The 19,449-nt window shown below is 54.9% G+C and carries 15 protein-coding genes; 7 read left to right on the forward strand and 8 right to left on the reverse strand.

Going from position 1 to position 19,449, the window contains the following annotated elements; genetic code table 11:
* The first annotated feature begins 548 nt into the window (after positions 1-548).
* Positions 549-2,189, forward strand: coding sequence for an alpha,alpha-trehalase (locus RW65_RS16295; protein WP_039057838.1), 1,641 nt, complete (start codon positions 549-551; stop codon positions 2,187-2,189).
* A gap of 39 nt (positions 2,190-2,228) precedes the next feature.
* On the opposite strand, the gene RW65_RS16300 is transcribed toward RW65_RS16295, so the two are convergent.
* Positions 2,229-3,818, reverse strand: coding sequence for an STY4199 family HEPN domain-containing protein (locus RW65_RS16300; protein ID WP_039057839.1), 1,590 nt, complete (start codon positions 3,816-3,818; stop codon positions 2,229-2,231).
* Between the two features lie 155 nt (positions 3,819-3,973).
* On the opposite strand from RW65_RS16300, the gene RW65_RS16305 reads away from it, so the two are divergent.
* Positions 3,974-4,510, forward strand: coding sequence for a GNAT family N-acetyltransferase (locus tag RW65_RS16305; protein ID WP_039057840.1), 537 nt, complete (start codon positions 3,974-3,976; stop codon positions 4,508-4,510).
* A 69-nt stretch (positions 4,511-4,579) separates the two neighbouring features.
* Positions 4,580-4,978, forward strand: a complete 399-nt coding sequence (locus RW65_RS16310; RefSeq protein WP_039057841.1) for a YdeI family stress tolerance OB fold protein — start codon at positions 4,580-4,582, stop codon at positions 4,976-4,978.
* A gap of 44 nt (positions 4,979-5,022) precedes the next feature.
* Here RW65_RS16310 and RW65_RS16315 read toward each other — a convergent pair whose 3' ends face one another.
* The gene (locus RW65_RS16315; RefSeq protein WP_039057842.1) at positions 5,023-5,781 is read right to left on the reverse strand and encodes an SDR family NAD(P)-dependent oxidoreductase; all 759 of its coding nucleotides are present in this window, start codon (positions 5,779-5,781) and stop codon (positions 5,023-5,025) included.
* Positions 5,782-5,900: 119 nt separating this feature from the next.
* Here RW65_RS16315 and RW65_RS16320 point away from each other — a divergent pair, with 119 nt between their 5' ends.
* From RW65_RS16320 to RW65_RS16330, 3 genes are all read left to right on the forward strand, one after another.
* Positions 5,901-6,803, forward strand: a complete 903-nt coding sequence (locus tag RW65_RS16320; protein WP_039057843.1) for a LysR family transcriptional regulator — start codon at positions 5,901-5,903, stop codon at positions 6,801-6,803.
* Between the two features lie 49 nt (positions 6,804-6,852).
* Positions 6,853-7,902, forward strand: a complete 1,050-nt coding sequence (gene yhjD, locus RW65_RS16325; RefSeq protein ID WP_039057844.1) for an inner membrane protein YhjD — start codon at positions 6,853-6,855, stop codon at positions 7,900-7,902.
* Positions 7,903-8,174: 272 nt separating this feature from the next.
* On the forward strand, positions 8,175-9,491 hold the full coding sequence (locus RW65_RS16330) for an MFS transporter (RefSeq protein WP_039057845.1): 1,317 nt from the start codon (positions 8,175-8,177) through the stop codon (positions 9,489-9,491).
* Positions 9,492-9,527: 36 nt separating this feature from the next.
* On the opposite strand, the gene RW65_RS16335 is transcribed toward RW65_RS16330, so the two are convergent.
* Together RW65_RS16335 and pdeH are read right to left on the reverse strand one after the other, a co-directional pair.
* A complete protein-coding gene (locus RW65_RS16335; RefSeq protein ID WP_039057846.1) occupies positions 9,528-11,582 on the reverse strand; it encodes an AsmA family protein in 2,055 nt (684 codons plus the stop codon).
* A gap of 67 nt (positions 11,583-11,649) precedes the next feature.
* A complete protein-coding gene (gene pdeH, locus RW65_RS16340; RefSeq protein WP_039057847.1) occupies positions 11,650-12,420 on the reverse strand; it encodes a cyclic-guanylate-specific phosphodiesterase in 771 nt (256 codons plus the stop codon).
* A gap of 230 nt (positions 12,421-12,650) precedes the next feature.
* Between pdeH and kdgK the strand changes: the two genes are divergently transcribed.
* Positions 12,651-13,580 carry a 2-dehydro-3-deoxygluconokinase gene (gene kdgK / locus RW65_RS16345; protein WP_039057848.1) on the forward strand — a complete coding sequence of 310 codons (930 nt, stop codon included), beginning with the start codon at positions 12,651-12,653 and terminating at the stop codon, positions 13,578-13,580.
* A 138-nt stretch (positions 13,581-13,718) separates the two neighbouring features.
* Here kdgK and RW65_RS16350 read toward each other — a convergent pair whose 3' ends face one another.
* From RW65_RS16350 to RW65_RS16365, 4 genes are all read right to left on the reverse strand, one after another.
* Positions 13,719-13,958, reverse strand: coding sequence for a type II toxin-antitoxin system RelB/DinJ family antitoxin (locus tag RW65_RS16350; protein WP_039057849.1), 240 nt, complete (start codon positions 13,956-13,958; stop codon positions 13,719-13,721).
* Positions 13,959-14,148: 190 nt separating this feature from the next.
* Positions 14,149-15,648, reverse strand: coding sequence for a M16 family metallopeptidase (locus tag RW65_RS16355; RefSeq protein ID WP_039057850.1), 1,500 nt, complete (start codon positions 15,646-15,648; stop codon positions 14,149-14,151).
* Positions 15,649-15,862: 214 nt separating this feature from the next.
* Positions 15,863-17,149, reverse strand: coding sequence for a dicarboxylate/amino acid:cation symporter (locus tag RW65_RS16360; RefSeq protein WP_039057851.1), 1,287 nt, complete (start codon positions 17,147-17,149; stop codon positions 15,863-15,865).
* Positions 17,150-17,305: 156 nt separating this feature from the next.
* Complete coding sequence (locus RW65_RS16365; protein WP_039057852.1) at positions 17,306-19,303, reverse strand: sensor domain-containing phosphodiesterase; 1,998 nt, start codon at positions 19,301-19,303, stop codon at positions 17,306-17,308.
* Positions 19,304-19,449: the final 146 nt, after the last annotated feature.

Genomic DNA, 19,449 nt, shown 5'->3' on the forward strand with positions numbered 1-19,449 from the left:
CGGTTTTTTCACAACGCAAATATATCGCGCGTCGCATTTAGATAAGACCGCACCCTGCGCGGTGGCCTTAAACGCTGTAGTTGAGGCCTGCTTAATCCCACTGCATCACCTTTTCCAGCACGCCGAAATGTGCGGTATTTTTATCAACGTTACCCCGTGAAACAGTGCGTACAAAATATGGCCGCAGTAGCGTATGGCGGATACCGAGACATTGCTCTAACGTAATAGAGACGCACGAAAATGGTTCATCTCAGTCGATACGGGAAAAGGAGGTTATTTTTCCACGTTGATGAGGTGCAGCCGGGGATTATTCACAAATCGTTGCAAACCGAATGCTCCTAAAGTTGCCGCTGCGTTACTATCGCAATTAAAGAACTTATACACTATTAATCAATAGGTTGTCGGTTTTCGCTTTGATCTTACCCAGCGTCAAAACGTGATCGACCGCACACTTTATCTTTCACGGATTGAAGCGAATGACTATGCTTAATAGATAGCCGGGCAATACCCGTCATTTTTTTCGACGACATCCGGAGGCCAAAGTCCCTATGTTCAACCAGAAACTACAAAGCGCTGAGTTCCTTAGAGAGGAAGAGATGCTCTACGAAACCGATCCGTGCGAGTTAAAACTGGATGAAATGATCGAGGCGGAACCGGAGCCGGAGATGATCGAGGGGCTGCCTGCGTCCGATGCGCTGACCCCTGCCGATCGTTATCTCGAACTGTTTGAACACGTGCAGTCATCGCGTATTTTTGCTGACAGTAAAACGTTCCCTGACTGTGCGCCGAAAATGGATCCCCTCGATATTCTGATTCGCTATCGGAAGATAAAACGCAAGCCGGAATTCGACCTGCGCCAGTTTATCAAGGCGCATTTCTGGATGCCGAAAGACTACTCCAAAGAGTATGTCTCTAACCCGGACAGCACTCTTAAAGAGCACATCGACCAGCTGTGGCCGATTCTCACCCGTGAGCCGCAGGATCATATCCCGTGGTCGTCTCTGCTGGCGCTGCCGCAGGCCTATATTGTGCCCGGTGGACGCTTTCGCGAGACTTACTATTGGGACTCCTACTTCACCATGTTGGGGCTGGCGGAGAGCGGACGCGACGATCTGCTGCGCTGTATGGCGGATAACTTCGCCTGGATGATTGAGCGTTACGGCCATATCCCGAACGGCAACCGTACTTATTATTTAAGCCGCTCGCAGCCGCCGGTGTTCGCACTGATGGTCGAGCTGTTTGAAGAGGATGGCGTGCGTGGCGCGCGGCGCTACCTCGATCACTTGCTGATGGAATACGCCTTCTGGATGGATGGCGCGGAATCCCTCTCCCTGAACCAGGCGTATCGTCACGTGGTGCGTATGCCGGACGGCTCGCTGCTCAACCGCTACTGGGACGATCGCGATACGCCGCGCGATGAATCCTGGCTTGAAGACGTGGAAACCGCCCGTCACTCCTCGCGCCCTGCCAGCGAAGTTTATCGTGATCTGCGCGCCGGTGCGGCGTCCGGCTGGGACTACTCATCGCGCTGGCTGCGCGATGCGCAGCGGCTGGCGAGTATTCGTACCACGCAGTTTATCCCCATCGATTTGAACGCGTTTCTGTTTAAACTGGAGTGCGCCATCGCCAATATTTCCGGGCTGAAGGGCGACCGGGAACGGGAAGCGCAGTTCCGCCAAAAATCGGGCGAGCGCCGCGCGGCAGTAAACCGCTATTTGTGGGATGAGGAAAATGGCTGTTTCCGCGATTACGACTGGCGTCGCGAACAGATGGCGCTGTTCTCCGCGGCCAGTATCGTGCCGCTGTATGTTGGTATGGCGACCCACGAACAGGCAGAACGGCTGGCGGAAGCGGTGAAAACGCGTCTGCTGACGCCCGGCGGTATTCTGGCAACGGAATATGAAACCAGCGAACAGTGGGATAAACCTAACGGCTGGGCACCGCTGCAGTGGATGGCGATTCAGGGCTTTAAAATGTACGGCAACGATTCGCTGGGCAATGAAATCGCCCACAGCTGGCTGCAAACGGTCAATCACTATTATCAGCAGCACCATAAGCTGATTGAGAAGTACCATATTGCCAGCAGTACGCCGCGTGAAGGGGGTGGGGGCGAATATCCGTTGCAGGATGGCTTCGGCTGGACCAACGGCGTTGTCCGTCGCTTAATCGGCCTCTACGGCGAACCCTAAGCGCAAAGCCGGTGGCTTATCCCACCGGCTACCTGACGCTTAATCGATAACGTCATAAATAGCGGTCTGAATATCCGACCACTTACGGTTTTCATCCGTAGGCTGGGCATCAAAACGCCGTTGCGCCTGTTCCATATCATAACGCTGACGCTCAACCACCGGCTGCCGGGCGCAAAACGCGCGCAGGTAATCTCTGGTAATAGAAGTAAGCTGCTTGTTGTTAGAGACCATTTCATGGGTCAGCGTGGAAATAAACCGGCGGCACGGACGGTTTTCATCCATCTGCAGGCGGTAACGCAGCAGCAGATCCAGCACATCGTTATGCTCTTCTACCAACGCTTTTTCCGTCCACGACAGCTTCCAACTCATGCCGGTGCGTAAAAACAGCGACACCACGCGGGTATCGTTACGATCGATAGCCGAGCGGAAATTGTTCTCATCACGCGCCAGCCCCATGCTGCTCAACTCTTCCTTGGGCGACGGTTTTTCACGATCTTCGGCAATCGGCACGTTAACCCCCGCTTGCCGCGAGACCGACGCTGCGCCGCCGCTGGTAAACATCCAGAACGCGCCAATCACCATCAGCAGCACCATCACGCCGACCGCGCTCCAGAGCGCGCCAGAGAGCATCTGGTCACGCTCCTCACGGCTGCGTACGTGGTGAGTGGTGGGTTTATCAATGCTTTCACCAATCGGCAGCGCATCCCCGCCGCCAGCCCGGTCTTTTTTACGCACCTGATCCCAGTAAGCGTCTAACTCCCCCCCGGCCTGCGTCAGCAGTTCATCGGGGTTTGTGCTGCTGCGTCCCTCTTCATAAGCACGCTGTACCGGCCCGCTGATTTGCGGATAGTAGCTGTCGAGCAGCGCCAGTTCATTGGAGGTCAGCGGCTTGCCAGCGACCACATTCAGGCGTATCTGGCGTATATCATCGAGGAAGGTTTGCAGCGTCTTACGCGTATCGACAAACATTGTCAGCCCCGACGTCTCATTAAACAGACGCGCATAGTGCTGACTGAACTCTTTTTTATCTACCAGCAGCAATGCCAGCTCGCTAAAGCGCATCCCGCTTAATACGTCATTGCGATCGCCCAGCCGCAGCCAGCGCCGCACACGATCGGCACCAAACTGCGTCTTCAGATGATTACGCAGCCGTTCCGTATCCGGCCAGGCCTGCATTACCAGCGCTTTAATCATCGACTCCATGGCGCGTAACTGCTGCAGCCCATGGCGCTGCTGCGCATCATTCGACGGCAGAACGGTATTGTAGGTCAGCAATTTTTGCTTCTGGCGCAGGTTCTCCAGCGCGCTGATAAAGCGTAGCGCGGCAATAAGCTGGTTTTCCGTCACGTTCTGCCCGCTCTCATAATGAGGAACGAGCTGCTGCAGGTGACGAAGCTGTAGGGTGAACTGGGTTAATTCCGCATCGTTGAGTTTGAGTCGTTTAGCCACCGCTCCCCAGCCACCCAGGCTAAGGCGCGCAACATCCAGTTGTTCCAAAAACCAGCGCGGGTCGTTACCTTCATCAAAATGCACATTCAGCAGCAATAAGATTTCGACGGACGCCTGGCGAATAATAGCAATGCTTTTTTCAAACTGTTCACCCGTGTTCAAGGGGGCAGAAAGTGTCATTATTTTCCTTAAAGTACAACTGAAGAAACAATTAACTGGCTAAGGGGAGAGCCGTATTTTTTCTTTATTTATGAGTCACTAAAAGATAGCGCAGTTAAAGATTATTATCAGTGATAGCCCTTTCAAGCCACAAAAAAACGCAGGAGAGATTCACTTTGTTAATGCTTACAACCCCGCGACTAACCTGCTCGCCAATAACGGAAGCGGCGTGGCCGTTTTTTCTCTCCCTGCAGCAGCATCCCGACGTGATGCGCTATGTAGCCGACGCCCGCAGCGAACAGCAGATTCGCGAGGCCTTCGATTCGCGCCTGCCGCCCTGGACGCCCGGCAGCGCGCACTGGCTTTGCCTGCTGGTATGCGACAGGGCGACAAACGAACCGCTGGGCGTGACCGGTTATATTCACCGCGAGGATGATTGCGCCGAGGTGGGCTTCCTCTTCGCTGCGGCGGCGCAGGGCAAAGGTTACGGACAGGAGTCCCTCAGCGCGCTGTGTGACTATGCCTTCGGTGATGGCGGGATCCGCAAACTGACCGCCACCGTGACGGCGGGCAATCTCGCGTCGAGAAACTTACTGGAAAAAACAGGGTTTATCCTTGAAGGCGAACTGCGTGAGGCTTATTGGCTGGGTGGACGCTGGCATAACGACTGGCTGTTTGGCTTACTGCACCAAGAATATGACGAAAAACGCTAATTCGTCAGCATACTTTGCTCTGCTCTGCCAGGCTTAAAGACGTGTTCCGGCAATCATTCAGGAGAAGTAATGAAGAAGATACTATTTGCCGCTGGCCTGGCGGCCCTGTTCTCCGTCACGGCATTTGCAGAGGATGCCCCGGGTCTGAAAGCAGACAAAGCCCCACCGCCGCCGCATAAAATGGATGATGGCTATCGCGGCATGGAAGATGCGCGCACCATGACCATTAAACAGGCGAAAGGGCTACATGATGGCGCGTCCGTCTCCCTGCGTGGCAACCTGGTAGAGAAAGAGAGTGGCGATCTGTATATGTTTCGCGACAAAACCGACCAGATTCAGGTCTATATCCCGATGGCGATGTTCGAAGGCAAATCCGTCTCGCCGGATGAACTGGTCGGGATTAGCGGCTCGCTGGATAAAAAACAGCAGCAGGCACGCGTGCGCGTCACCCATTTCCAGAAAGAGTAACGGCTTCGCGCCCGGGGTGAAACATCTGCCGGGCGCAGTAGGTTTTACAGAAACATCCCGCCTGACACCTCAACACGCTGTGCGTTCATCCATGCCAGCTCGTCGCTCAGCAGCGCGGCGATCGCATCGCCAATATCATCCGGCAGGCCAACGCGGCCCAGCGCCGTCTGTGCGGCAATATGCTGATTCACCTGCGCGTTATCACGCACCATGCCGCCGCCAAAATCCGTTTCAATTGCCCCAGGTGCAATAATATTGACCGAAATGCCCCGCGCCCCCAGCTCTTTTGCCTGGTAACGCGTTAACACTTCCATCGCCCCTTTCATCGAAGCGTAGGCCGAGTAACCCGGCTGGCTAAAGCGCGCCAGTCCGCTGGAGACATTAAGAATTCGCCCGCCATCTTGCAGCAGTGGCAACAGGCTTTGCGTCAGGAAAAACGGTCCTTTGAAATGGATATTAACCAGTTGATCAAACTGCGCTTCTTGCGTGTCGATGAAAGAGGCGTGAATACCGATCCCGGCATTGTTCAATAAATAATCAAAGGTCTCGCGTCCCCACACCGCATGCAGTTGTTCACGTACCTTATGGGTAAAATGTTCAAATTGCGCAATATCACCGACGTTGAGCTGCAATGCTGCTGCTTTCACCCCTTTTTGCTCAATTTCATGCACTACCTTCTGCGCTTCTTCAGCGTTGCTATTGTAGGTCAGGATAATTCCCGTTCCTTTCGCCGCCAGCTTCAGCGCCGCGTTTTTACCTAAACCGCGGCTGCCGCCAGTCACTAAAGCAATATGTTGTGTCATAAGAAACCTCGTTTTCGCTGTTGTGGGGAAGTGAGGAAAGCTTATTAGGTGATTAAATAACAATAAAGGTGCTAAATTACGCTTCACTGTTTCACTATCGTCAATAAACGGGTCTAACGTTGGATAAAATTCACGCAATGCAGTTGTTTATCCGCGTCGCGGAACTGGAGAGTTTTTCCCGCGCGGCGGACTCATTAGGGCTGCCAAAAGGCAGCGTCTCGCGCCAAATCCAGGCGCTGGAGACGCACCTCGGCACACAGCTACTGCACCGTACTACGCGCCGCGTACAGCTGACTCAGGACGGGATGGTTTATTACGAGCGGGCTAAAGACGTGCTGGCCAATATGGATGAACTCGACGGTATGTTCCTGCACGATCCATCGAGCATCAGTGGCCGCCTGCGTGTAGATATGCCGGTAGGGGTGGCGAAAAATCTGGTGATGCCGCGTCTGCCTGGCTTTTTACAACTCTATCCAGGCATCGAACTTGAACTCAGCAGTAGCGACCGGCGGGTAGATATTATTCGCGAAGGGTTCGACTGCGTGGTGCGCGTAGGCACCCTCAAAGATTCGGGATTTATTGCCCGCCAGCTTGGTCGGCTGTCGGTCATCAACTGCGCCAGCCCCGATTATCTGGCGCGTTTCGGCTACCCGGAGACTCTCGACGACTTATCCTCCCATGCGCTGGTGCACTATGCGCTGAATCTCGGTACGCGTCCGCAGGGCTTTGAAGTTTGGCTGGATAACCAAACCCGCTGGGTTAAGACCGGTGGGATCTTAACGGTAAATAGCACCGAAACTTATCGGGCTGCTTGCCTTGCCGGGCTGGGGATAATTCAGGTGCCGCGCGTGGGTGTACGCGAGGCGCTGCGCACCGGCAAACTGGTAGAAATCCTGCCGCAATACCGTGCGGAGCCAATGCCGGTATCGCTAATTTACCCGCACCGTCGCAACCTATCGCGCCGCGTGCATCTGTTTATGGAGTGGCTGGCGACGGTGCTAAAGGATTACGTCGACCACTAGCGGCTATAATTTCATTTACAATACACTCAGGGAAAGGAAAGGAGACCTGATGGCAGTGGATAATCACGAAAAACGCCCGACGCAAGACCTCGATTACGAACCCGTCAGAAAGATGGTGGAACAGCCCACAGAAACGCCGCGTTCCGCCCCTGCCTCGTCATCGTCATCGTCATCTTCAAACAAAACGCTGGCTACGCTGCGCAATATAGCGCAAAAGATCCAAAGCTGGCCGAAGGTCGCGCACCTGATCCGCGCCACCGAACGGTTTAATGACCGCATGGGTAACCAGTTTGGCGCGGCGATAACCTACTTCTCGTTTCTCTCGATGATCCCCATCATGATGGTATCGTTTGCCGCCGCGGGTTTTGTGCTGGCTTCGCATCCCACGCTGCTGCAGGACATCTTCAATAAAATCCTCACCAGCGTCAGCGATCCGACCATGGCGGCGACCCTGAAAAACACGCTAAATATCGCCATTCAGCAGCGTACCACCGTGGGGATTGTCGGGCTGGCGATCGCCCTTTACTCCGGCGTGAACTGGATGGGCAATCTGCGCGAGGCAATCCGTGCACAGTCGCGCGATGTCTGGGAGCGAAAGCCGCAGGATCAGGAGAAAATCTGGCTGAAATACTTCCGCGATTTCACCTCGTTAATTGGTCTGCTGGTGGCACTGGTCGTGACCCTCTCCATCACTTCGGTGGCGGGTGCCGCTCAGGAGTTGATTATCTCCGCGCTGCACCTCGATTACATTGAGTGGCTAAAACCGGCGTGGCGGCTGATTGGTCTGGCGATATCCATTTTTGCCAACTATCTGCTTTTCTTCTGGATCTTTTGGCGCTTGCCGCGTCACCGTCCCCGCAAGAAAGCGCTTATTCGCGGCACGCTAATCGCCGCTATTGGCTTTGAGGTGATTAAAATCATCATGACCTGGACGCTGCCATCGCTGGTACGATCGCCGTCCGGTGCGGCGTTTGGATCGGTGCTGGGCCTGATGGCGTTCTTCTATTTCTTTGCCCGCCTGATCTTGTTCTGCGCCGCATGGATAGCCACCGCCCAGTACAAAGACGACCCGCGTATGCCGGATAAAGACCACCGCTAACGGTGCTATCGGGCTGAAGGAAATGGAAAATTTCAGCCCGAACGGAGATTTCAGCATGAAAATCCAGAACGTAACTTTTATTTAACCGAAAACCAGTTTTATTCACTAATTATAAAAAATTGTGAAGCATTTCATAGATGCCAAATCGTAAGTCTGAAAATTATTCGCTTTTTGGCTGTTTTTTGACCTTCCCCCTGCCGTGTTACAGATTGAAATGTCGCTTTTGCTGTGGCTAATATGGTCGTTCGTTCGCACAAAAATAAGAAAATTCTATGCAAGCTACAGCTACCACCTTCGACAACGAGCAGGACATCCCGCCGGTAAATTCACGCAGTAAAGTCGTCGTGGCTTCTCTGATTGGCACCGCCATCGAGTTCTTCGACTTCTATATCTACGCGACCGCCGCGGTGATTGTGTTCCCGCATATCTTCTTCCCACAGGGCGACCCGACGGCGGCCACGCTACAATCGCTGGCGACCTTTGCCATTGCGTTTATTGCGCGCCCGATTGGTTCCGCCGTGTTTGGTCACTTCGGCGACCGCGTGGGCCGCAAAGTGACGCTGGTGGCATCGCTACTGACCATGGGTATCTCCACCGTGCTTATCGGCCTGCTGCCGGGGTACGAAACCATCGGCGTGATGGCACCGCTGTTGCTGGCGCTGGCGCGTTTCGGTCAGGGGCTGGGACTCGGTGGCGAATGGGGCGGCGCGGCACTGCTGGCGACGGAAAACGCCCCGCCGCGCAAACGCGCGCTGTACGGCTCGTTCCCCCAGTTGGGCGCACCGATTGGCTTCTTCTTCGCCAACGGCACTTTCCTGCTGCTGTCGTGGCTGCTGACGGATGAGCAGTTTATGGCGTGGGGCTGGCGCGTACCTTTTATTTTCTCCGCAGTGCTGGTGCTGATTGGCCTGTATGTGCGCGTTTCTCTGCATGAAACGCCGGTGTTCGCCAAAGTTGCCGCCGCGAAGAAACAGGTGAAAGTGCCGCTCGGTACGCTGTTGTCTAAACATATGCGCGTGACGGTGCTGGGCACCTTCATCATGCTGGCAACCTACACGCTGTTCTACATTATGACGGTCTATTCGATGACCTACAGTACCTCGCCGCAGGGGCTGGGCCTGCCGCGAAATGAAGTGCTGTGGATGCTGATGATGGCGGTGATCGGCTTTGGCGTGATGGTGCCGGTAGCGGGCCTGCTGGCGGACGCCTTTGGTCGTCGCAAAAGCATGATTGTTATTACTACCCTGATCATTCTGTTTGCGCTGTTTGTCTTTCCGCCGCTGCTCGGTTCCGGCAGCCCGGCGCTGGTGATGGCCTACCTGCTGATTGGCCTGAGCCTGATGGGGCTGACCTTCGGCCCGATGGGCGCGCTGCTGCCGGAGTTGTTCCCAACCGAAGTGCGTTATACCGGCGCGTCGTTCTCCTATAACGTCTCGTCGATCCTTGGTGCCTCTGTCGCGCCCTATATCGCCACCTGGCTACAGGCGAATTATGGTTTGATGTACGTGGGGATTTACCTGGCGGCAATGGCGGCGTTAACGCTGATTGCGCTGCTGCTGACCCATGAGACCAAACACCAGTCACTGTAAGCTATTGGCCCTCTCCGTACGGGAGAGGGCCCGCTTTTACTTTTTCATCTGCGATAAAATCGCTTTGCACTGATTCTGCTGCCCTTCTGAAGGCGAAATCAACGCCAGTAATGCCGCCGCCGGTGTGACCAGCGTGGCCAGCGCCGCCGCTACCGCACCACGCGCAATCAGCGGCCCGGGTTTCACTCCCGCCTGCGGATTTTTAAAGCTACCGCGCACGTACAGTGGTGAACGCAGCGTCACAATACGAATGCCTTTACTCTCCGGATTAACCGTTAAATCAAGCTGCTCCGACGCCAGACTGGCGGTGCCGGTGATATTAATCAGCGCGTTTTCCGTATCAAAAGCGAAGATTTGCGGACGCGCGACGCCGTTCACTAAATCGAGATTCGCCGCGGCGCAGTTCACCCGCACCTCATCATCGCCAAACAGCTGCCCGACGATATAATTACCGACGTTAAGGCCAAGGATCTCCATCAGGTTGCGGCTTACCAGCCCATCGCTCATCAGCAGTTTCAGGTTGCCGTTACTGGTGCCGAGCAGGGCGGCAACGGAGTTACCCACGCCGCGAATTTCCGCGTCACCGTTCATCTCACCGAGGGTTTTCTGCATCAATTCAACATTGGGCATCAGCTCTTTAAGCTTGAGGCGTCGCGCCTGTATATCCGCCCGTCCCTGCATCGGCTTTTTATCGCCTTCAAGGTGAATATTGGCTGAGATGGTGCCGCCGGCCATGCCGAATTTCAGCGGTTGCAGACGCAGGTCGGCATTTTTCAGCAGGATATGGGTCGACAGATCGCTAAGGGGCAGCGTCGAGCCATGTTCAATACGCCGGCCTTTAAAGCGCACGTCGGCATCCATCACATCCCATTTATCCGTTTCGAAGCGATCGTAGGGCAGCACTTTGTTCGCCGGTTGCACCGGCTTCTCACCTTTTTGCTGCTCGGCACGTTTCGACTGCTCAGCGCCTTTACCAGAATCGACGCCGATCAGCGGCCCTAAATCCGCCAGTCGAAGCTGGCGCGACTCGACATCACCGACAAGCTTCGGTCGCGGCTTGCCATTGGTATAACGCAGCGTGCCGTGAATATCGCTCTCGCCGATATGGCCATTAAAATCGCGGTAATCAAATACCGATCCGTTGTCGCCATTCAGCTTCGCAATCAGGTGCCCGTCGGTTTCGAAGGGCGGCGTATCGGGAAGCAGCACGCCGGTCAAGTCATAGAGCTGTCCGAGGGAATCACCGCCAAATTTTAATTGCAGGTCGGCACCGCCCATATTCATCGGATCGGTAATGGTGCCGACAAAAGCCACCCGCGTATTGCCGGAACGGAAATCAGCCTGCACCGGGAACGGTGTCCCTTCGCTACGTAGCGCCAGCATACCGCCGATTTTCCCCTTACCGGAGAGCGGCTGGTCGTTGTAACGCCCTTTCGCCGTCAGTCCAAAAACATAATCCCCGGCGTTGTTGTTGCCATCCTTTTTACCCGTCACTTCGCTAAACGGCAGCGGTTTACCTAACGGATCGACGAGGATCTCGATATCGGCATGGTTCAGCGCATCGTCAATATTAATGCGCCCGCGATCGAAAAGGATATTATCCAGCCGAAACGACCAGCTTGAGGGCTGCGCATTGGCCTCTTTGTCGTCATCACCGGCCAGGGTGAAAGTCCAGTTATTGAGTTTTTCAGAACGGCGAATCAGGCGCGCATCGGGCTGTTGCAGTTTTATCCACGGCAGATAAACGGTTTTAGTGAACAGCGCCAGCGGCGCAAGGGTGGCTTCTGCGCGGGGAAGATGCACCATGGTGATTTCGTCGATGCCCGGCGGGTTGCCAAGGATAATATCCTCGGCGTGAATATGCGGCCACGGCAGCCAGCTGCGCCAGCCGGGCTCCTCTTTTTGCCGCTCCCATACCACGCCCAAATCGCCGCGAATGGCGAACGGACGGTTCAATTCGGTGGAGACTTTCTCATTAATGGTGGGTTTGAGGCGGTTCCAGTCGAACGTGGCAATGATGATGATGGCGACCACAATCAGTAACAGCAGCGTCACGAAGACGGCAATGATCGCCTTACTCGTTTTGGTCATTGTTTTGCCTTTCCTTTAAAGCCTTACCTGTCATAAAGATAGTAGAGGCTCACGGAAAGAGCAGCGATTAGAGCTCGAGAATCACATGTTCAAGTTTGGCTAAGGGAACCGGGCGCGAGAGAAAATAGCCCTGTGCGGCATAGGCGGGCGACTGCTGGACATCGCGCCACTCTTCAAGGGTTTCAACCCCTTCGACAATCACGCCCTGGCAATAGCGGTTCATCAGTTGCAGCAGCAAAGTGAACAGATTCTGCCCTTCCGGCGTTTTACGCAGCATGATAAACAGGTCGCGCGCCACTTTAATGTAGTCGTAACGTACTTCACTCAGCGCCGAGAAGTTCGCCATCCCGGTACCAAAATCGTCCAGCCACAGCGGGCCTATTTCGCTGATCGAAGCAAAGGTGGAATCCTGGGGTAAGCGGATATGTTCCACTAGTTCAAAGCGGATCCACGGCAGCGTATTGACCAGCGCCATCAGCTCTTTATTTTCCCGCATGGCCAGCAGCGTTGGACCATCAACATTCACCGACGCCAGCACTTCATTACAGAGGAAAAACTCTTTTTGAGCCGCCAGTAACGCCACTTGTTCGTGTACGACATCAACCCGCTGGCGCACCGCCACTTCGCTAAAGTAGCGATCCGGCGCGATACGGGTTTCAGGCTGCGAGGGATGGGTCACAATGGTCAACACTTCAACCGCCATCAGTCGGCCATCGGTTTTATAGATGGGCTGATAAGTATAAGCACGTTCGCATTGCAGCCAGTAACGGCGCTCCTGCAAGCTTTCGATACTTGCCTCAGGAGTGCTGAGCTGCTGGATGACCTGCTTTAACTTCATTTCTGATGTCCTATCAAAGAGGATGAGCGGGTGAATTCGTCAATGAGTTATCGGCGCGTGTGGCGATAACTTTACGCCCTGGTGGCTGGCTAATTTAAAAACGTTTGACGGGAAATCTGCAGGGAACAGGCTTTAGCGCAAAAAATTACTGGAACGATGTTTTAATATAGTTGACCACGAATCACCCACAACGCACACTACCGTTAATTTAACTGATTCAGGTTACGAATATGGCCAGGAAAATTGCCGTCATCGGCGAATGCATGATTGAACTGTCACAAAAAGGCGCGGAAGTGAACCGTGGCTTCGGTGGCGACACGCTCAACACCTCCGTTTATATCGCCCGCCAGGTCGATCCTGCGGCGCTCTCCGTGCACTATGTCACCGCCCTTGGCAGCGATAATTTCAGTCAGCAGATGCTGGACGCCTGGGAAAGCGAAGCGGTCGATACCCGCCTGACGCAACGGATGGAAAACCGCCTGCCGGGGCTCTATTACATTGAGACCGACAGCACCGGCGAGCGCACCTTCTATTACTGGCGCAACGAAGCGGCGGCAAAATTCTGGCTGGAGAGCGAGCAATCGGCGGCCATCTGTGAAGAACTGGCGACATTCGATTATCTCTACCTGAGCGGTATTAGCCTGGCCATTCTGAGCCCGGAAAGCCGCAGCAAGCTGCTGACGCTGCTGCAGAAGTGCCGCGCCAACGGCGGCAAAGTGATTTTCGATAACAACTACCGTCCGCGCCTGTGGGCCAGCAAAGAAGAGACGCGTGAAGTGTATCAGCAGATGCTGGCCTGCACGGATATCGCTTTCCTGACGCTGGATGATGAAGATCTGCTGTGGGGCGAAAAACCGGTAGCAGAGGTTATCGAGCGCACGCAGCGCGCGGGCGTTAACGAAGTGGTGATCAAACGCGGCGCAGACTCCTGCCTGGTCGCCATTGCCGGTGAAGCGCTGGTGGACGTACCGGCGGTGAAACTGCCGAAAGAGAAAGTGGTGGATACTACCGCAGCCGGGGACTCCTTCAGCGCCGGTTACCTGTCGGTACGCCTGACGGGTGGCGACGCCGAAGCGTCGGCGAAACGCGGCCACTTAACCGCCAGCACCGTTATTCAGTACCGTGGCGCGATTATCCCGCGCGAAGCAATGCCGCAATAATGGCTTTTGGCCCTCTCCTGTAGGGGAGAGGGCTGATTCAAGCGCAGGTGGCGAGGCAGGGTAAACGAAATCGCGTACAGTTGAACCTATTTTTTGCCACTCCTTAAGCGCGTTCGTCAAAATCCAGTTTGTAGGCCATTAAAGATCATCCATGGTCACGCGCACCGGTTTAGGATCGCGAAGCCGCTGTTTTACGATCTCAACAAGTTCGGCATCTTCGTCGCTCAGAAGCGTTTGTTTGAAAGGCAGACGTTCATTTTCAGCAACATACTCAAGCATCAGGCGAAGCGCTTCGGAAGGCGAAATGCCCATTTTTTCCAGCGCAGCATAAGAGCGAGCTTTGAGTTCATCGTCAATTCGTAGATTAATACTCCCCATTTAATACACCTTTTGTATTTACAAACGTCATTACAAGCATTGCACTCGCAGATACGAATGACAAGCCCCGGGGCCGCCTGCAGACCGGGAAACCCTTACCAAACAGCGCTTGCTGGTGACGTCGCAACGAGGGATAGATTTCACACGACAAGTTAGCCCTCTTCCATCCGGGAAGAGGGCTAAACAAGTTTTATTGCTGCGGTGGGATATCCGAAACGTCAGAATGGGTATCGTCACTCGTGGTCGCAGGCGCGGCCGCGTTCTCCGTTGGCGGTGCCATCACTTCATCCCAGGTTGCCTGCAAATCCTTCATATTGAATTCCGGCTCGCCCTGCGGCTGCAGCAGCACCAGCGCCATATCCTGCGAAAGCTGCTGATGCAGATCCCGGTTAAGCATCTGCGGCGTCAGGTTAGTGAGAAAGTTCTGGCGCAGCTTCTGATACTGCTCTGGCGCAATATCCACCACCTGATTTTGCAACGAACGCATACGCTGATTAGTCAGGATATCGGTACTGGCACGCGCGTAAGTGGCGAACAGTTTTTGTAATTCGAGATTCTTCTGCGCAATTAGTGCCTTGAATTCCTCTTCCGGCAACCCTTTTTCACGCACTTTCGCCAGTTCGCGTGCAATCACCCCAACATTGCCGTTGAGCTTGTCATTAGGTGAATCCATGTTAATGGCGCACTGGGCGCGCTGGAACAGCACCCGGCAATCAAAGCTAAGACCTATCTCTTTAGCGCTGTTTTTACTCAAATTCTGCTGGATGTGCCAGAACAGGGCTTCGCGAGCCAAATCCGCGCGCCAGTAACGTTCAAGGGCGGCGGACTCGCGAATGGGCTGCCAGGGCGTATCCCACATAATCGACAAGCGATCCTGCGTCACCGCCTCGGTCATCAAACTTACCGGCTGACGCGGCAGCGGCGACAGGGTCGCTACCGGCGCAGGCGATTGCCGTTTACCTTTCAGTTCGCCAAAGGCTTTATTAATAAGCTCTGCAGTGGCACGGCTATCCACGTTGCCGACAACGATAAGCGTCATAGCGTCCGGGGTATGCCATTTTTGATAAAACGCGTTTAGCTTTGCCGCATCGACCGGCTCTTTCAGCGTCTCAGCGGGATCGTGGCCCAGCAGCGATGAGCCTTTCAGGCGATAGCGCCACCAGCTCTCTTTGGTATCCGCAGGCCAGGTCGCCACCATATCGTTGCTGGCAAGGGCATGATTTACCGTTTCCGGCGTAATGGTGAGATTGCCACCGGCATCCGCCAGGTAAACCAGCGCCTCTTTCAGCAAATCGCTGCGGTTGTTCGGCAAGCTGAGGTTGTATTGCGTGTATTCATAAGAGACCACCGCTGGCGGCAGCGGCCGTTTGGGATCGATAGCTTGTTGCCACATCGAGCGCACCTGCGAAGGCTCAAGGCGGCCGCTGTGGGTCAATGCGATACGGGGGATAAAGTGGCTGTAGCCGCTCTGTTGTGAGCCTTCGGTAAGTGAACCGGTATTAATAGACAGGCGAATTTCAATGCGATCGCTGGGGCGCTGGGGCGTGGCCAGAACCTGCCACTGAAAACCGTTTGCCAGCGTCCCTTGTTGCCAGGCCGGGTCGGGCTGGAGCGCATCAGCCTGCACATAACCGACAGCTGCCAGCATCAGCAAACCGCCCGTTATCAGTCGAATTTTTGTGCCCTGCATGTGAACCCCTAATCAACATTCCTGGTTAAAAAGTATGCCCGCCAAAAGGGCAGAAAGCGTCTTAAACACTCCGCTCTTTGACCACGGGAAATGCAAAATGTCTCACCGCGAGGTAAATTTTCGCGAATTTTCATTATCAAAGAGACAAATTCAGAGGGTAATTATGCGCAGCTACCCGCAGCCCGACAAGGGACTACGGGCACAAGTCACAAAGTCAGGAGGAAATTTCGGGATTTTTTGCCGCGCCGGAACGGTTATCCAGCGTGTCGACCAGCTGTTTTTGATCCAGCTCTTTCACCCACTTCGCCACCACGATAGTGGCGACACCATTACCCACCAGGTTAGTCAGCGCGCGCGCCTCGGACATAAAGCGGTCAATGCCGAGAATCAGCGCCAGACCGGCCACCGGCAGATGCCCGACGGCGGAAAGCGTCGCCGCCAGCACAATAAAGCCGCTGCCCGTTACCCCGGCCGCGCCTTTCGATGACAGCAGCAGCACCACCAGCAGGGTGATTTGATGGAAGATATCCATATGGGTGTTGGTGGCCTGAGCAATAAATACCGCCGCCATCGTCAAATAAATAGAGGTGCCATCAAGGTTAAACGAGTAGCCGGTGGGGATAACCAGCCCCACCACCGATTTGCGGCAGCCCAGGCGCTCCATCTTCTCCAGCATGCGCGGCAGCGCGGATTCAGATGAGGAAGTTCCCAGCACAATCAGCAACTCTTCGCGGATATAGCGGATAAATTTGAAGATGCTAAAACCGGTCACGCGAGCAATCGTTCCCAGCACCACCACGACAAACAGGATACAGGTGGCGTAGAAGCAGATAATCAGCTGGCCGAGCTGTACCAGCGTACCGACACCATATTTACCGATGGTGAAGGCCATCGCGCCGAACGCGCCGATCGGTGCCAGGCGCATGATCATATTGATGATGCCGAAGATCACCTGCGAGAAGCTTTCGATGACGTTAAAAATCAGTTGGCCTTTATGACCGAGACGATGCAGCGCGAAGCCGAACAGCACCGCAAATAACAGCACCTGCAGAATATTGCCGCTGGCGAACGCGCCGATAACGCTGCCCGGGATCACATCCAACAGGAAGGCGACTATCCCCTGCTGTTGCGCCTGTTCGGCGTATACCGCCACCGCTTTGGCATCAAGCGTAGCCGGGTCGACATTCATGCCCGCACCGGGTTGCACCACGTTCACAATAACAAGGCCGATAATCAGCGCCAGGGTACTGACAATTTCAAAGTAGAGCAGCGCAACCGCACCGGTGCGGCCGACCGCCTTCATGCTTTCCATACCGGCAATACCGGTAACAACGGTACAGAAAATCACCGGCGCGATGATCATCTTGATGAGCTTCACGAAGCCATCACCAAGAGGTTTCATCTGCGCACCGAGTTCAGGGTAGAAGTGGCCCAGCAATATACCGATGGCAATCGCGGTCAGAACCTGAAAGTAGAGACTTTTAAACAGGGAGGTTTTCATTGGGTGTCCTTGAGATTAAACCACAGGCTTTATAGGGTTTTCGTTTACCTGCGGTTTAAAAATAACACCCGTAATACATGACAGAAATGAACTTACATCATTTCCGAAACAATAATGTTAAAAACTTTGAGCTGGCTCGCACAACCCCGTAACAATTTACCCGTTTGCAGGCTGTTGCGCAGCGGCAAAAAAGCGTCCTGCAAACTCCTCTGCCGGAACCGCGTCGCCAAAGAGATCCCCTTGCGCAAGGTCCACGCCCGCCTCCGCCAGCCACCTCCGTTGCGCGTCGTTCTCCACACCGGCGGCCATCGTCTGCAGATCCAGGCTGTGCGCCAGCTGGATAACTGCCGCCAGCATGCGGCTATCGTCCGGCAGGCTTGCGACCAGGGTTTTACCGATGTTTAACAGGTCGACAGGCAGCGCGTTTCTCTGCTGCAGCTGGCCCAGCCCGGCATAACCCATGCCGAAATCGTCCAGCGCAACGCGCACGCCAGCCTCCCGCAGCGCGCGTACCAGGGTCATCTCGGGATCGGCAAACGTGCGACTGTCTGACACCGCCAGAATCAACGTTTGCGGCGCAATCTGGTAACGCTGCATCAGCTCAAGCAGATCGGCGACCATCGTGTGATGCAGAAGCTGCCCGGCAGAAAGATTCACCGTCAGCGGCAGCATTACGTCGCGGGATTGCCAGCCCGCCAGCAGGCGACAGGCCTCTTCCAGCGCCCAATAGCCGACGTTGGCCGTTAAACCGCAGGCAGCAATACGTTCATCAAGTCCTTCCGCTTCCCAACTGCCGTCTGACTGGCATAAACGTAGCAGCGCATGCGCGCTGACCACTTCATCGCGGGTGAGATCCACCTGCGGCTGCAACCAGAGCGCAAAACGTCCCTCATCCAGCGCGGTAAGCAAATCACTCTGCTGCGCCAGCCATTGCCGGGCCTGCTCCATCTGCTCCGGGTCGAAAAACTGAATCTGGTTTTTCCCTTTGCGCTGCGCGCTGGCGACAGCGGAAATCGCCCGCTGGTAAAGCTGGCCTGCCGAGAGCGTGTCGGTAAACATCGCCACACCGATGCTGGCCGTTGGACGCAGCTGAATGCCGTGCAGCGGCACGCGTTCATTTATTACAGTAAGTACTTGCTTACCGAGGGCCATGGCGTGCCACGGCGCGTTGATACCGTAAGCAATAATCGCGAATTCCCAGGCGCTCACCTGCGCCAGCACCATGGGCGGCGGTAAAACAGATTTCAGCTTCTCTACCAGCGTAAGCAGCAACATTTCGCGCTGGGCTTCCTGCAGCACACCGGCGGTATCGCGCAGCGTATCGCAGGCAATCACCAGTAACGTGGCGGGGTTGTCCCGGCTAACGGTCTGCTCCAGCAGCGCCATCAGGAACGCTTTATTTGGCAATTCAGACACCGGGAAATGCGTCGCCTGGGTACTCAGATCGTCCTGCAGGCGCAGCAGTTGTTGTTGGTTGCGGTTATAACTGCGTACCAGAATACCAATTTCATCATCGTGATGAAGGCGCGGCACGGGCAGCTGATGCCCGCTCAGTTCCTGCAGCGGCAGATCGTTAAGCTCGCGAGAGATTTTTCGCAGCGGATGAACCACCAGCCGGTTAATGCACCAGGTAAGGGCGACGGTGAGCATTAATGTCAACAGCAGGTAAGCGGTCACTAACGTTGAAAGGGTGCTGATAACGAATTTATACACCCGGTATGAATCCGCCTGTAGTACCAGATAGGCCAGCGGCTGCGGGTTTGCCGGGCGCTCAAGGGAATAAATGGGCAGCGAAATCTGTACCGGTAGCTCAAACATGCGGGTGATCATCACCGGCACCGGACGCTCGGGGATAAAGCTCATGCGCAGCGCCTGGAACTGATTCGGCAACACGACATCGGCGCGGCTGACCACGCCCGCCGGTTTAATCTGTTTAATAATCGCCGCGGCTTCGGGAATATCGGCTTTTAAAATCGCTGCTGACAGGGGTTCGCGCACGGAGCGGGCAATACTTTCCAGTTGTGTCGCCGTGTTATAGCGATTCTGCTGTAAGAAATGAAACAGCAAAATGACGCAGAAGATAAAAACAAACACCATAGAAACACCTGCAACCATGGCCATCTGTTTAATGGTTAAAGAACGGCTGACACGCAAAATCACTCTCCAGAAACACTATGAGCGCAGAACAGATAAAGGGAACTACGCGCCAGAGTATACTCTATCGCGGGGTTGAAGAGATAAACGGCTTTGCAGAATATCAGACTGTGTGTTAGCGGCAGAAAATCAGGCATTAACCCTTT

Source organism: Enterobacter sp. Bisph1, assembly GCF_000814905.1.
Taxonomy (GTDB): Bacteria; Pseudomonadota; Gammaproteobacteria; order Enterobacterales; family Enterobacteriaceae; genus Kosakonia.